The organism is Paenibacillus sp. JJ-100 (assembly GCF_948329825.1).
In the GTDB taxonomy this organism is placed as follows: Bacteria; Bacillota; Bacilli; order Paenibacillales; family Paenibacillaceae; genus Paenibacillus.
Genome location: NZ_CAOJCM010000002.1, coordinates 659387 through 673710, shown reverse-complemented (window position 1 = coordinate 673710; position 14324 = coordinate 659387). Strand labels below are relative to the sequence as shown.

Below are 14324 nucleotides of genomic sequence, written 5' to 3'. Positions count from 1 at the left end.
ATATGGTTTTCAAATGGTTCAAACGTCTGATCTTGTTGGTGTACGCACTGCTGATCCTTGTACCGCTTTATTTTGTATTTGTATCTTCATTCAAAACAAGCAGTAACTTTTTCACCAGTCCATTCAGCTGGCCGGACCCGTTTACATGGGAAAATGTGACGGGGCTGTTTCGCAATCAGCCGATGTGGCAATATTTCGGGAATAGCCTGATCGTGACACTGGGTACGGTTGCGATTGAGCTGCTACTCAGCAGCATGATTGCTTACGCCATTGTCCGCTGGGGCGGTAGTGTGGGTAAAATTGTGTTTGCACTGTTTGTGGCGGGTTTGATCGTGCCGTCCCAAGTCAGTATGCTGCCGATCTATTCCCTCACGCGTACCCTCGGCTGGTCGGACAGCCTGACAGGCTTGATTATCGTATCAGCCGCTATGCTGATGCCTGTCTCCGTATTTATGCTGACGGGGTTCATGCGCATGTTGAATTCGGAGATTCTGGAAGCAGGCAGTATGGATGGAGCGAGCGAATGGAGGCTCTTTACTCGAATTGCTCTGCCACTGGCTGCACCTTCATTGGCTGCAACAGCGACGTTTCTGCTTGTGATGGTGTGGAATGACTTGCTTATTCCAATGCTTATGCTCACCAGCAAGTCTAAGCTAACCTTACCTCTTGCCTTAATGCAATTCCGCGGGGAGTACGTGACAAATTATCCGATGATGCTCACGGGTGTTCTGATCTCAGCTATTCCGATGATTGCACTGTTCCTTTTGCTACAGCGTTATTTCGTAGCAGGTCTGACCGCAGGTTCTCTTAAAGGATGAGGGCTGATGCATATTTTGCATTGATTTCTGAATCATTCTGCATAATAATGATTTAGTGTCAGGATGACTACATAGAAATCAAGGGAGCTAGAATTTGATGAGCAAATTGGAAGTATTGCGGAATCCCAAGCAGCGCAAGCTGCTGTTCAGTGCTGGTATGAGCTGGCTGTTTGATGCGATGGAGGTTGGCATGATCTCCTTTATCGTCGCAGCACTTGCCAAGGAATGGAGTCTCAGTCCCGGACAAGTCGGAACGCTGACGAGTATCAATTCCATCGGTATGGCACTGGGTGCCCTGCTTGCAGGTGCACTCGCAGACCGTTTTGGGCGAAAAGCGATCCTGATGTGGACGTTGCTGATCTTTACCATTGCAAGCGGTCTATCTGCACTCGCTACTGGATTTGCGGCCTTGTGTGTACTGCGTTTGATTGCAGGAATAGGTCTCGGCGGTGAACTGCCCGTGGCATCTACGCTGGTATCCGAATCCATGCCTACTGCAGAACGTGGACGTGCGGTTGTTTTATTGGAAAGCTTCTGGGCAGGGGGCTGGATCGTATCTGCGCTCATTGCGAATTTCGTTATCCCGGAGTATGGATGGAGAATTGCATTTGCCATTGGTGCAATACCGGCGTTCTATGCACTGTACCTGCGTCGTGCTATTCAAGATCCACCGCGATATAAGAATCACACAAAGTTGCATAAAATCACGTTTCGTGAAAAGGTTGCGACGGTCTGGTCGGCGCCGCATCGTCGCACCACATTGATGCTATGGATTTTGTGGTTTACCGTTATTTTCTCGTATTATGGTATGTTCTTGTGGTTGCCTTCGGTTGTGATGGCGAAAGGTTTTACATTAGTGAAAAGTTTTCAATATGTGCTGATCATGACGATCGCACAGCTGCCAGGTTACTTCACTGCAGCGTATTTCATTGAACGTTATGGGCGCAAGTTCGTGCTTGTCGTGTATCTGACGCTGACAGCAGTTAGCGCAATTGCTTTTGGACTGGCTACAACGGAAGCAACGATTCTAGCCGCGGGCATCTGCTTATCGTTCTTTAACCTTGGTGCCTGGGGTGGACTGTACGCCTATAGCCCAGAATTATATCCTACCTCCTTGCGTTCCACAGGTGTGGGACTGGCTACATCGATTGGCCGGATTGGAGGCGTGCTTGCACCGTTCATGGTGGGTATGCTGGTTCAAAGAGCGGTACCCATCAGCCTTATTTTCACTATTTTCTTCGTCACCATTCTTATTGGTGCAGCCGCTGTGTTGTTCTGGGGACGGGAAACGAAGGGGCAGGAACTCGCAGAATAATCGTTATAAAATTTTAGCGCAACTTTTGTACGGGTCTGCCAGCCTACGATAATGGAGGCAGGATAAGCGATATAAAGTTGATATATGAAGAGGCATGGCCCTGATACGACCTTGGGCTCATGCCTCTTTTTGCGATGAGTAAGACTCATTTTTTCATGCTCCATCGGTCCGATAGACTGAATAAATTCGTTATCCTATAATGACACTCGGGATGTCCAACCAAGAGGATTCAGGGGGAAACGATATGATCTGGATTCGGATAAATGGAGGGTAATTGAAATGATGAAGAACAGATTGGTAATGAGTCAGATGACTGAGATGAATGAAGAAGCTGGAGAAGCTGTTTTAGAAATAGAGAAGAAGAGCTTTGATATGCCCACGATGATCGACATGGAACCTATTACGGTTAGTCGGAAAGTGACTCATCGTCGAGGCAAGAAGAATGGAAAAAGAGCAGGACGAGTTCAGGTGCTTCTCGGTGTTTGCGCAATGACACTGGGACTTACCGTGGCTGTGCCTTCCGTAGGGGCGCAGAAGCTGGAGCACGGCGTTCGTAGTGAACATGTGGTACAATTGCAAGAGCAATTGAGCGACTTGGGGTATTTCGATGCTGGAGTGACAGGTTATTATGGTTCAATCACTCAAAGTGCCGTTCGCGAGTTCCAGCAAGCACAGGGATTGAATGCTGATGGTGTGGCCGGGCCGATTACTTTGGAGAGGCTGAATAAGAAGGTGAAAGCCGAAGGTGAGACGTTGCGTCAACTTGCGAAGCTGATCCATGGGGAAGCGCGCGGGGAGTCTTTTGAAGGACAAGTTGCGGTAGGGGCAGTTGTCTTAAATCGGGTGCAGTCCGAAGAATTCCCGTCATCCATTTCAGAAGTCATTTTCCAGAAAGGTCAGTTCACTGCTGTGGACGATGGTCAGTTTAATTTAAAACCAACCGCCACCTCGTATAAGGCGGCACGTCAGGCTTTGAACGGTGCCGATCCGACGCATGGTGCACTGTATTATTACAATCCGAAGATTGCGACATCCGAATGGAGTAAGAGTAGGCCAACACTATTGACCATTGGGGCACATGATTTTACAAGATGAAGACAGAAGAATATGATATATTCATGATAAAAGACCTTGGTTACACCGTGTAAGTGGCTGTGTACCAAGGTTTTTATATACAAGTCTTTTGCCTCTCTTATCGTGACTGTTTTATAAAATACAATGTTATGGGATGGTTTAGTAGTCGGGCGGAAGTTACAATAATCTAAGGGGAAGGAGTTTAAAATGGAAATAAATAGTAAATTAAACAGAATTAGAACGATGAGCAATGTGAGCAACGGACGAAAAGTTTATGCTTTGGTATGGATGATCATTCTTGGAGGGATTATGGGCTTGGCAGCCAAACTTGTAGATACTCAGGGAGTGAACCCCGTATTTGATCAAATTGGTGGACGTTTAGGCATTTGGATTTTTGTTGCAACGCTTATTTCCGTTTATAGCTATTCGCCAAGATCGGCGGCCGTTAAGGTGTTCTCCTTTTTCACATCACTACTGACGTTTTATTATCTGTACACTGTGTTTTTTCTGCATTTTTTCTCCAAGAACGAAACGATGTTCTGGGTTATCTGTGCAGTCGTATCGCCAATATGTGCTGTTGTGATGTGGTATGCACGTGGGCATGGATATGTAGCAAGTTTCATTTTGTCGCTTCCGGTGGCCGTTCTAATAACAGAAGGATATACATTAAAGAATGCTTACTTGCCTGAACATGAGCATTATTATTTGGTTCCAATACTTATGGGATTCTATTTACTCATGGTCATTACTTTACTATGGATTGTTCCTAGGAAGAAAATACATATGTTAACTGTAATCCCTGTAGCGCTGCTGTTATCTTTTATCATGATTTACTTTGATATCATTGGAAAAATTTTTGGAGGATTAAATGGATTTTTATAATTCGTCGGAAATGTTATCTCTAATGAGACTATATATACGAAATGAACCCTGACTTTAGCCAGGGTTCATTCATAATGTGCTATGATCCTAGAAAGGATATTCATAAAGGGAATTATTTTTATTAGTCCTGGGCTTTAAAAGGTATAGTCAATGACGTTGGCTCTACGATGGTTTCTCCAGTGTCATAGTCATAGATTTTATTAAAAACCAGTTCAATAGATTCCAGCTGATCAGGATCCTCTGTGAATACATATCCATTGACTATATCATCCATGACTACACCGTCATATTGATGATTTACATAGATCCTCCTCATGAAATTACGATCTGCCGAATGGGGTTTCCCTATGTTCGGATGGACGGAGTTTAACCCGTAAAACCCGATATTTCGATCCGTTGTATTTTCGATGCTGTAGAGGATTTTAATATACGTCATATCGGGTCCAATCTTCTCCTGATTCAGAATGGAAATGTTCTTCTGGGTGTCCTTCGGAATATCACTAACTTCTAGTAATTGAACATTCAACATATGAATAGTCATTGGTCCTATGGAAATACTCTGATTCAAAGGAAGTGTTCTTAACACTCTTACTTGTCCGCCATAAAGAAACGTGCCCGTATCCCCGACATTGTATGGGTCCCATGAATCAAAGGTAGAATAATCCTCCCTAAGGTTTTCAGCGGCTTGCTCGAAAGGATCGAGATCTTTAAAAAACTTTTCATCTCGGAAAGGCTTCAAACCGGATTCCATGACACGTTCAGAAGAAGCCGTCTGAGGTTGTAACGATTTGACTTCCATTGGTGTAGACGTTGCATAATTAGAACTAGCTGAACCGCCCAAAATTGCAAGAGCGACCAGTAATTGAATAAAATACATGGAAGAGGCACCCTTTCTATTGTACATAGATTGTTTATGTAGGAATATTGTTATCTTAGCAAAACGGTGTATCGAGACCATGAGAATATGGACTCAAATTCAGGTAATAACATATTGACAAGTTATAAGTTCAACTGGTAGCAAAGGCCTATTCAAAAAGCAGGCAATCTGCTTGTGAAAATTATTTGATAAAAAAGCTAGGGTGAACTAAGATGAAATTTCTAAAAGTCTCATTGGTGTTAGTGACAATAGTGATAATGGCTTCTTTTGTGTGGTACGGCTCATATAAAAGTGATATGGGGAAACTTGAAAATGATCTGAGAGAGTATTTAACCACCGAAAAAGGAATAGATGAGCATACGATTATAAGTATCACCGCTCGTCGTAGTAAAATGCCGAAATATCCTGTTGGTGTAAAATTAAAAGATGATCCACAGGAATATGTCTACACCTATAGGGGAGAGCAATGGGTGCAATTAACACCTGATCCCAATGATCATGGGAGATAATTGAGTTGACCATTGGATTCGTCCGTCCAATCCAGTACAATGAATAAACGACAAAACAACGGTAGATTAAGGATGGATTAACACGATGAGAATGATTGTTTCACCAGCAAAAAAGATGAAAATGGATACCGATCTGATGGCTAGCTTGCAGTTACCTCAATTCATAAACGAGACAGAACAACTGTTGAATGTGCTCCGAAAATTATCTTATGATGAGCTCAAAGCGTTATGGAAAAGTAACGATGCAATCGCCGAATTGAATATGGAGCGGATTCAACATATGAATGTGAAGTCTAACCTCACACCAGCCATCTACGCCTATGAGGGCATTCAGTATCAGTATATGGCGCCTGGGGTTTTCCAGCAGGAGGAGTTGGCGTATCTGGAGCAGCATCTGCGCATATTATCTGGATTTTATGGCATGTTACGTCCGTTGGACGGGGTAACTCCTTATCGACTGGAGATGCAGGGAAAGCTGCAAGGTCCGGGATTCAAATCCCTCTATCAGTTCTGGGGCAGCAAGCTGGCCGATCAGCTTCAAGCGGAGACCAACTGCATACTGAATCTGGCCTCCAAAGAATATAGTAAGAACATTACTCCTTTTCTAAAGGAAGAGACCCGTTTGATCACCTGTGTCTTCGGACAAATGGTTGGTGGCAAGCTGGTAGAGAAGGCCACCCGTGCCAAAATGGCTAGAGGTGAGATGGTGCGCTTTATGGCAGAGCGCAAGATTACAGATGTGCAGAAGATCAAGAAATTTGATCGATTAGAGTTTGTTTTCTCGGAAGAACAATCGGATGAACGTACTTATGTGTTTATTTATTCAGCGGAAAAGTAGTCTTGGGTGTATGATTATATATGTGAATGAGCATCCCTTATGCTATATCTGAAAGTCGCCATCTGGCGGCTTTTTTGTTTTGTTTAAAATCCTCTGAAGAGAAAAGTGCTACAATAGAGGACTAATGCACCATTACCTAAATAAAGGAAAATATCGATAGTCTTACTTGGATGATTTTGTACAGAAGAGCTGGAAAGTAACAAGATGAGGATCAACCAGTCACATTGTTTCAGTTGAACTACAAGGTGATTCATTATGTAAGGTAATGGTTCGCGATCGATGAAAAGGGCACAACAGAACGAAGATAGAATCATTTGAAAGTCCATCCTGTGGCAAATTAAGAGATGGGGATGAACTAAGCTATCGATATCTTAACGAGGGGAAGTATCTCTATATCGTTTCAATGAACAAAGAAGAAACCAAAGATCCTCTCACAGCAGTAATCACTAAAATGGTTGAAGATGATGGGCGGTTTTATATTCACGTTATATCTCCTATTTTTGGCAAGGAAACCTTAGAAGATTCATTTACCCTAGTTCCAAAAACATTTAAAAGAATTATTACAAGCACATACCTAGACCTCGATTGATTATGTAAAGTAAACTGTACCTGAAAAGAAGACGTTATAGTCTCTCTACGGGTACAGTTTTACTTTTTTTCTGGTATGTCGGATTTTAGAAATTAACGAACGTTAATCCAGGCGGTCCATTTGGCTGCATTGTTAATAGAATAAACGGTTCCTACGAATTGCCCTCCCGAAGTAGGTGCTTCATACACCCAAGAATAGGCCCACGCATCTATAATACGATCACCGTCCAGATCGATAGGCTCGGACCAAGTGTTTGTCATTTGATTTCCTGCGAGTGTACCAAAGTGAGAGCTGTCATAACCGATCTGGAACGTGATGCCCTGAATCCAGTTGCCGCCGTGATCATTGGTTGTCGACAGAGGGTTGCTGTTATAACCATAAATCTCTTGACCGCCATTGGGAGAAACGACAGCATAGACATTAATGTGAGATACCTTTGGCGCAGGCGCATGTAAAACTGGACCGCCATTTTCCTGCTTCGCTTTAAATTCAGCTTTGGCTGTTTCCACTGCTTCGAGGAAGGCTTTGGAATTCACAACTTCTTCTTTCGTCAAAGGTTTGGGTTGAGCAGTCTGAGCCTCTGCAAACACTGCTGTATTAAACGATAAAACAAGAACAAGAATTAGAGCTAAACTAAACCACTTTTTCATAAAAATCAATTCCACCTTTCTTGTTTTGAATGTGATAGCAGATAAAGATACAAGTGCTTACATAACACAGATGAACTTGCAGATTGAACCTTCTGATCCTCCTTTCTCTGTGAGAATGATTCTTCCCTTATTTTCTGTTTCTATGGATAGCACGAAGAGGGAAGAAAGCTACAGGCTAGAGTGCTCTAGCAAGTTTGGAATTACATATTAGAATAAAGCCTGATAATCGAACTTGAATTAGATATTTATTGTTTATATTGAAATATATTCCATCTGTATAAGCGTATAGTACTTCTTGTTGTTGGAAAAAGTCAAGCAGATTCATAAATAACATAAAATGTTAGAAAAGTGGTTACATATACGAGTCTGAGTATCAAGCAATCATGAATCAATACTGGGGTTGGAAGGATTAAAGACGGATTTAAACAACATGCTGAAAAAGTTATTATTGATGGTAGAGAGGCAGGACTTACGAAAGAACAAGCACAGCAGATTTTTGATCGTGCTAAGGGGACATTTGCTGATAAACAGATTCCGGGGAAAGTAGAAATATGGACTAACGAGGGGAAAGTAAATAATTAGGAGGAAATTAAAATATGGCTAGATTCCAATGTAAGTGCGGAGAGTACTTGTCCACTGTAGAAGCTCCAAACGATGTTCAATTGCATGTTTATACTGACAGAGAGTGGGACGATATTATAAACATGGGAGATTCCATAGATCCGTTTTCAATACCTGATCCTAAGAAAGAAGTATGGAGATGTAATAATTGCGATAGAATTTACGTTTTTAATGAGGATAATACCGTTAGTAAAGTCTATGTAGTGGAAGAAGAGTGAGATCGTAGAATACAACAAACAAAGCACTTAGCAAACACTTGATAAACTTTCAAAAGCTCATTCCCACTTGAACCATAAGTAGGAATGAGCTTTTGTAAAAATAAATGGTAGAATCCAAGTTGCCTTGAACGATTACATCATGTAATAACTCATGTAGCAGATGGATTCTGAAGCGATAAAGTTCTGTTCACGATCTGATCGGCTTGCCGAGTCGTCTCGGGCAATCGATATTTGGGAGATAACTTAAGTATCCAATGACAGGCAGTGGATAAAGATATTCGATGACCCACAGAAACAAAGATAGGTTTAATATTTTTTTGAGTTCTTAGTACACTTCCAATGATCTCGTCATTGTCCACTAAAGGCGACAGTGCTCCTCTGTGTGGTTCGGGTTCATTATAGTTACCTAATAGTTTTGTTTTTCCACATCCAATTGTAGGAATATCATACAGCACCCCTAAATGACAAGCTAAACCAAATCGTCTAGGGTGGGCTAAGCCTTGTCCATCGCAAACCACTAGTTGAGGAGTTGTTTTTATTTTTTCAAATGCTTTGATTACAGGCGGAAGTTCTCTAAACGAAAATAATCCCGGGATATATGGGAATTGAACGGTATCTTCAACAATAACTGACTCTACTAATTTCAATGATTCTGATTCCAGGATGACGATTGCTGCGATTAGTTTGTCATTGGATTTGCTATAAGCAACGTCCACTCCTGCAACATAGTGAATTTGATCGAATGCATCTTCTTGAATGACTTTCCGGGCTAATTCCTGTTGTATGTTAACGGCTTCCAACTCACTTATATTCCAACGATGCTGTTCCAATGTATTCATTCTCAGTTCCTCCAAGTGTTGATAAGCAACATACACATTATACCAAATATTAAATTCAAATTCAGTCTGCTTTGAGTTAGATGTATGCACAACATAAACAAGCCTGTTCTAACCCTTAGAGGGGGACGAACAGGCTTGTTTTCTTATATCTATTCAAAGAGAGAGTGCGTCTTAGATCCAGCATTCGGTAACTTCATTTCATTCCTCTTACTTGATACGTAGTTCACTGCGCCTCTCTTTTTTGTCCTACATAGATATTGGTACTTGGTTTGATCGCTTTATAACGCATTTCAATCTCTGTAACGCCATCCTCAAACGTAATATACATTTTCTCATTATACTCTAGCGCTTCCGTGTGTCTGCGCTTTATTGGTGTTCGGCCTCGGACGACCGTACAATTCGTATCGTGCCGCACCAATAGCGTCTCTTTCTTCCCGGCTTCCAGCCAGATTCGTTCCGCTTCGGGAACGATGATCCCAATGTCCATTCGGTCGAACAGTTCACGGAGACTTACCTTCCGACGATCCAGCGATGTAAGTGGCCAATGGGTCACAGGGATGTCTTCTCCATTAGCTGTGGCCAAAAAGTATCCTTCCAGTCTTCCGCGGAAGACTGGCTTGGGTTTTAGCACGAACCAATACAGTGCGAAGCTACCACCAGCAAGAAGGAGGCCTAGTGCTGTATACAGCAGTACCTTTTCGCGTAAAGAATGAATCTCCACAGAGATGTCTGCGGTAATACTTGCGCCTTCAGTATCTGTAGCTGTCACCTTAATAGATGACTTACCGGTATGCAATGAAGACCAGCGCAGGGTATTGCCATCAATGACAGTCTCTCCGAGTTTGCGCTCACTGTTTGAATTGGCAAGGACGTAAGTTAAAGGATCGTTATTGGCATCTTTGAAGTACTTATTCAGGTCGACATCTGTATTGCGATCGTCTTTGGATAACACGATGGACTCTCCAGTGGCGACAGGAGCCTGATTCGTAATATCTACTTCCACCGGAGTAAACTCCCGATAGAAGTCGGGCCCATCAATACGCAGTCCCCATGTGTACATGTCTGACTTGGGAAACGTGTATTTTCCCGTAAACCCACTGCCTGTATTGGTCAAAGGGATGTGCTCCGTTTTTCCATCAGACGAAGTTACAATGAGTTCCGCTTCCAGGCCTTTGTATACATCCAAGTCCTGAATGGGTTTAGGTTCCACAGCCTGATCATACAGAGATGCGTCGAATATGATGCTTTTTCCTTTGACTGGCTTCTCCGTTGTCATGTGTGCAACCGCAGATACGTTGTAGTTGCCAAGCAGATTGATCTTGACCAAGTCACCGCTACGGCCTTTGAATTTCAGTTTGAATTCTCCTTTTACTGGACGAATGATCTTCATTAGAGCATATTTATCAGACCGAATGAAGCTCACATTGCTCGATTGATAATAGAGCTGCGCTTCCGACACCGCATGATCAGACAGCATGATGATGTTGGCATCCGCCATACTGGAGTTAGGAATATCAACGGTAACTTCTTGCATGGCTCCCGTTGCAGTCACAGCCGCGACAGATACAAGAACAGATTGAATCTGGTCTGCAAAAATCCTGTTGAAAATCTCAGGCAGATCGTCGGCACTACCGGTGATAAAGGAAGAACCCCCCGTCTCTTGGGCGATCCGCTCCAGTTCTGCAGGGTTCACTGTACCGTCGCGATTTAATCCTACAGTATATATGGGGTAACCAGCTTGTTGTGCCATCTCGATAACCTTGTCCACATCTTTGGCCGAGTCAGCAGGTGTTCTGTTCGTTGACCCCCGCAGATCGGTTTCCCCGTCTGACAGTAAAATCATGAATGGTTTGCGTTTGTCTGTCTGGGATTGTTCAAGCAGACTTGCTCCTCGCCGGAGACCTAGTCCGAGGTCTGTATAACCAGAGCGGCGCAAACCATCCACACGGTTACGCAGATTGTTGCGAGCGCCAGAGGATGAGATATCCATCAAAGGCACAGATGATGTAATTTTGTCGTTGTAAGCTACGAAACCTAATCGGGTCTTGGGCCCACTACTCATATCCATAAACATATGTATAACTTCTTCAGCGATGCGATCTTTGTCAGTCTCATTCATAGAATAGCTAACATCCAGTACAAACATGGCATCTAAGCCTTCGTATGTCTGGGTCTTGACTGATGATTCGGCGTGCGTAATTCCAATATCCCATGCTGGCAACAACAGGCTGAATAGCATGAGAAAGAGAGTTGCTTTTTTGAATTTTAATATAATCATATGACGCTTTGAATCTCCTTTCTGTTCTAGGTGCTGCTTATGTTTCTAGAGGTAAAACTAGTTTTTGGTGAGGAATTTTTTCTCCACACGACAAAACGCCGTTATGCGTAGTTCGGGTTCGTGAAAAATACTGCAACACCGCTTAGGATAAGACACTTCAGGGATGAAGATACACGAACTTAAAATTTTTGAACAGAATCCAAATTATAGGATATTCTTTATCATCGGTACGATGTTAAGGGAAATGAAGCGAAAACCGAAAATTGGTTCTATAGGTATATCGAAGCCAGAAAAATGAGTAATAAGACCTAGTATGGATAATGTTGACAAAGCATATCGCTGATGATTAAGATTGATTCCATAAATCACCAACGCAAACGGTATTTTCTGGTACAGAAGTTCCGGTTGTATGTTGAAAGCTCGTTCTATGGAACTTGTAACTGTCTTAAAGTGGTGATTCTATTGAATCATGACAATAGACTGATAGAGCGTGCGGAGTGTCAAAAATTGATGGAGGGGGGGGAAGCATTCGCCCGAATGAATCGTCATGAGGGGGATGTTGCCTGAATGGATATTATTAATCAAACGAACCGAACGATGCTTTTTGAAGAGATCAATCCGGAGAAACTGGATTTGATTACGATTGTCGGTGACGTAAAAGGGATCGACAGTTTGAATGACGACAAGATCAAGGAAATCAATGAACATCTACTTGTCCGGAGCTTCGATGAATTTTTGGACAAGTTTTCTCCCAGCGTCTACTCCTTTTTCAATGCAGTAAACCAGAAAGTGATGTATACGCTTAAGAAGCCGGAAGGCATTCCAGATGAAGCCATCTCTGAGATCAAAATTGATCATAGCAATGACTTTCTGAGAATGTTGTTTACCCTGATCGATACTAAACGTAGCCAGGGCATAACGAATGTGGACTTCAAGTTCGAGAATTTGCTCGATATGATCTCACCGAAAAAGGTTATGGATGACATTCGGCAAGTACGAAAAGAAATTCATTACATGTACAGTCAGCATGAAAAGCTGGATGACGGTGATCCGAAGAAGCTGGATATCGGGGATAAACTTAACGTTATGTTTGAAGATGCCAGTCGGAATTATAACAATGTAATGGCGATGCTGCCACTGGCAATTGAGGATATCAAAACCCGCTTATTGCTTGGTCGTGCACAAGAAGAAACGTCTTCTGAGGCAATTCAGGTCGGACAACTTACGATCGGTGAGAGCGGAGAATTGAAAATTATTGAAGCTCCAAAGAGTGATAACAACGAATTGATGCTACTGGATGAATCCACAAGTTCCGATCTGACTCAAGTATTTGCGGAAGATTATGACTCCCTATCAGAATCGCCTTCACCTTATGTGCAGGATCTCGTGGTTCGTACATTCTGCCCATTGCCTGCGGTGCAAACCGATGTGGATACGGCAGTTGAAGTACAGAATTACAATACATACCTGGAATTCTACAAGAATGCGAAGGATGACTTTGTAAAAACGGTCAAACCGCTGGTTGAGAAAATCTTGGGTGTCAAAATGTTCTTTGACCAATATGCAACCAAGAACAAAGGTATGCTGCCTTCCATGCTCATTGCAAATGCGAAGCTGGATATGCTTGTCAAGAGCAGTAATATTCCGCGGCTGGAGACCTATCTCAACACAGTCAATGCGAAGAATGATTTTACCGACACGATCTGGTTCGGAATTGTTCCATCCGTTGAGCTGGAGAATACGGGACAAGTTCAAGTCAGCAGAGCCCGTTTCCGTGGTAACGAGAAAGTGGTTAAACAAGACGGAAACAGTATGGAATCGCTGTCTATGCTTCTGCAGGTCGTTAAGGATTATAAAGTACAGGTGTTCTTCAGCTTTGAATCCGGAGAAGAGACCACATTCAGCAGCATGGCGACCGCAGGCATCGATAAATATATCGATAAATGCTCCGTGTTAACTCGTAAGGAATACAGCGAATTCGCCATTCCAAGTGCTCCGAATTTCACCATTATTCCCAAAGAAAAATCCGGTGTCGTGATCGACAGTCGTATGCTTCAGACGGAGAATGGTGTGGAACTGTCCAAGGAAAAAGAAGACATTCTGAAGCTTTGGATTGAAGGGGTCTACGTTGGTGCGTCCTATGTATCTGCCGGAATTGTGGCTGCATATCAGTGTCCTGAGTACCTGCGAGGCGCATTCAAAAATGTGAATCGTGATTATCCAGGTGTGCGATTTGACATTGAAGCGGGCGATAACAGTCTGCGTGTAGTTACGACGATGACCAAAGAAATTTCTGGATTCACGAACACGATCAAGGATGCGATTAACCGGAAAAACTTTGGATTCATTTTCTCCTCGGAAAATGCTCAGATCCAGGACAGTGACATCAAACGCATTACCGTGTATAAAGCAAGAAGCATGGCGATGTCTGAAGATGGCTTTGATTCCTTGTATAAGACTCTGGTAAGTACTTACATTGAGCGCTTGCTTCGTTTCCAGACCGGTGATTTCAAGCATGAAAATATCGTCAAATTCTTCAGCAACAATCCGAGCAGTCAGAAGAGCCGGTGGCTGGGAACCCGAGGGTCGATCAATTCGATCATTCAGGAAGGCGATGACATGAGCTTTATCATCGATGAGAAGAGCAATATGTGCCACATCGACCTGGTATTTAACGGAAACGTGAAGAACCTGGAAGTGATGATTACCAAAGGCACTAGCGCAGTGAAAGTGTAAGGACCTAGTAGGGTAGAAAGTAGTAAAAGTAACTATAATTCACTAAACAACGAGTTATAAACATTTAATTTGGTGTTAGA

13 protein-coding genes are annotated in these 14324 nt (G+C 42.9%); 9 read left to right on the top strand and 4 right to left on the bottom strand.

All coding sequences use genetic code 11. The annotated features are described in order from the left end of the window. Positions 1–2: 2 nt before the first annotated feature. The 4 genes from PQG66_RS09760 (at position 3) to PQG66_RS09745 (ending at position 4089) form a co-directional block, all read left to right on the top strand. The gene (locus PQG66_RS09760) at positions 3–818 is read left to right on the top strand and encodes a carbohydrate ABC transporter permease (protein WP_272037497.1); all 816 of its coding nucleotides are present in this window, start codon (positions 3–5) and stop codon (positions 816–818) included. A gap of 97 nt (positions 819–915) precedes the next feature. Next, entirely contained in the window at positions 916–2133 is a 1218-nt protein-coding gene (locus PQG66_RS09755; RefSeq protein WP_272037496.1) for an MFS transporter, read from the top strand. Between the two features lie 489 nt (positions 2134–2622). Continuing rightward, positions 2623–3228, top strand: coding sequence for a cell wall hydrolase (locus PQG66_RS09750; protein ID WP_442955091.1), 606 nt, complete (start codon positions 2623–2625; stop codon positions 3226–3228). A 222-nt stretch (positions 3229–3450) separates the two neighbouring features. After that, positions 3451–4089 (top strand): hypothetical protein, encoded by a 639-nt coding sequence (locus PQG66_RS09745; RefSeq protein WP_272037494.1) that lies wholly within the window; start codon positions 3451–3453, stop codon positions 4087–4089. 121 nt (positions 4090–4210) lie between these two features. Here PQG66_RS09745 and PQG66_RS09740 read toward each other — a convergent pair whose 3' ends face one another. Then, positions 4211–4966, bottom strand: coding sequence for a hypothetical protein (locus PQG66_RS09740; protein ID WP_272037493.1), 756 nt, complete (start codon positions 4964–4966; stop codon positions 4211–4213). A gap of 212 nt (positions 4967–5178) precedes the next feature. On the opposite strand from PQG66_RS09740, the gene PQG66_RS09735 reads away from it, so the two are divergent. The 3 genes from PQG66_RS09735 (at position 5179) to PQG66_RS09725 (ending at position 6902) form a co-directional block, all read left to right on the top strand. Beyond that, on the top strand, positions 5179–5475 hold the full coding sequence (locus tag PQG66_RS09735; protein WP_272037492.1) for a DUF3139 domain-containing protein: 297 nt from the start codon (positions 5179–5181) through the stop codon (positions 5473–5475). A gap of 85 nt (positions 5476–5560) precedes the next feature. Continuing rightward, the gene (yaaA, locus tag PQG66_RS09730; RefSeq protein ID WP_272037491.1) at positions 5561–6313 is read left to right on the top strand and encodes a peroxide stress protein YaaA; all 753 of its coding nucleotides are present in this window, start codon (positions 5561–5563) and stop codon (positions 6311–6313) included. A gap of 403 nt (positions 6314–6716) precedes the next feature. After that, entirely contained in the window at positions 6717–6902 is a 186-nt protein-coding gene (locus tag PQG66_RS09725; protein ID WP_272037490.1) for a hypothetical protein, read from the top strand. Positions 6903–6994: 92 nt separating this feature from the next. On the opposite strand, the gene PQG66_RS09720 is transcribed toward PQG66_RS09725, so the two are convergent. Continuing rightward, positions 6995–7552, bottom strand: a complete 558-nt coding sequence (locus tag PQG66_RS09720) for a DUF4879 domain-containing protein (RefSeq protein WP_272037489.1) — start codon at positions 7550–7552, stop codon at positions 6995–6997. Positions 7553–8148: 596 nt separating this feature from the next. On the opposite strand from PQG66_RS09720, the gene PQG66_RS09715 reads away from it, so the two are divergent. Beyond that, entirely contained in the window at positions 8149–8391 is a 243-nt protein-coding gene (locus tag PQG66_RS09715; RefSeq protein WP_272037488.1) for a hypothetical protein, read from the top strand. Between the two features lie 149 nt (positions 8392–8540). On the opposite strand, the gene nfi is transcribed toward PQG66_RS09715, so the two are convergent. Then, complete coding sequence (gene nfi / locus PQG66_RS09710; protein ID WP_272037487.1) at positions 8541–9230, bottom strand: deoxyribonuclease V; 690 nt, start codon at positions 9228–9230, stop codon at positions 8541–8543. A 223-nt stretch (positions 9231–9453) separates the two neighbouring features. Then, positions 9454–11508 carry a VWA domain-containing protein gene (locus tag PQG66_RS09705; RefSeq protein ID WP_272037486.1) on the bottom strand — a complete coding sequence of 685 codons (2055 nt, stop codon included), beginning with the start codon at positions 11506–11508 and terminating at the stop codon, positions 9454–9456. A 567-nt stretch (positions 11509–12075) separates the two neighbouring features. Between PQG66_RS09705 and PQG66_RS09700 the strand changes: the two genes are divergently transcribed. After that, positions 12076–14244 carry a transcriptional regulator gene (locus PQG66_RS09700; protein ID WP_272037485.1) on the top strand — a complete coding sequence of 723 codons (2169 nt, stop codon included), beginning with the start codon at positions 12076–12078 and terminating at the stop codon, positions 14242–14244. Positions 14245–14324 lie beyond the last annotated feature (80 nt).

Bases quoted from the DNA above. Each gene is read 5' to 3' on its own strand.
- PQG66_RS09760 (WP_272037497.1), top strand. From the start codon at position 3: ATGGTTTTCAAATGGTTCAAACGTCTGATCTTGTTGGTGTACGCACTG.
- PQG66_RS09755 (WP_272037496.1), top strand. From the start codon at position 916: ATGAGCAAATTGGAAGTATTGCGGAATCCCAAGCAGCGCAAGCTGCTG.
- PQG66_RS09750 (WP_442955091.1), top strand. From the start codon at position 2,623: ATGACACTGGGACTTACCGTGGCTGTGCCTTCCGTAGGGGCGCAGAAG.
- PQG66_RS09745 (WP_272037494.1), top strand. From the start codon at position 3,451: ATGAGCAATGTGAGCAACGGACGAAAAGTTTATGCTTTGGTATGGATG.
- PQG66_RS09740 (WP_272037493.1), bottom strand. From the start codon at position 4,966: ATGTATTTTATTCAATTACTGGTCGCTCTTGCAATTTTGGGCGGTTCA.
- PQG66_RS09735 (WP_272037492.1), top strand. From the start codon at position 5,179: ATGAAATTTCTAAAAGTCTCATTGGTGTTAGTGACAATAGTGATAATG.
- yaaA (WP_272037491.1), top strand. From the start codon at position 5,561: ATGAGAATGATTGTTTCACCAGCAAAAAAGATGAAAATGGATACCGAT.
- PQG66_RS09725 (WP_272037490.1), top strand. From the start codon at position 6,717: ATGAACAAAGAAGAAACCAAAGATCCTCTCACAGCAGTAATCACTAAA.
- PQG66_RS09720 (WP_272037489.1), bottom strand. From the start codon at position 7,552: ATGAAAAAGTGGTTTAGTTTAGCTCTAATTCTTGTTCTTGTTTTATCG.
- PQG66_RS09715 (WP_272037488.1), top strand. From the start codon at position 8,149: ATGGCTAGATTCCAATGTAAGTGCGGAGAGTACTTGTCCACTGTAGAA.
- nfi (WP_272037487.1), bottom strand. From the start codon at position 9,230: ATGAATACATTGGAACAGCATCGTTGGAATATAAGTGAGTTGGAAGCC.
- PQG66_RS09705 (WP_272037486.1), bottom strand. From the start codon at position 11,508: ATGATTATATTAAAATTCAAAAAAGCAACTCTCTTTCTCATGCTATTC.
- PQG66_RS09700 (WP_272037485.1), top strand. From the start codon at position 12,076: ATGGATATTATTAATCAAACGAACCGAACGATGCTTTTTGAAGAGATC.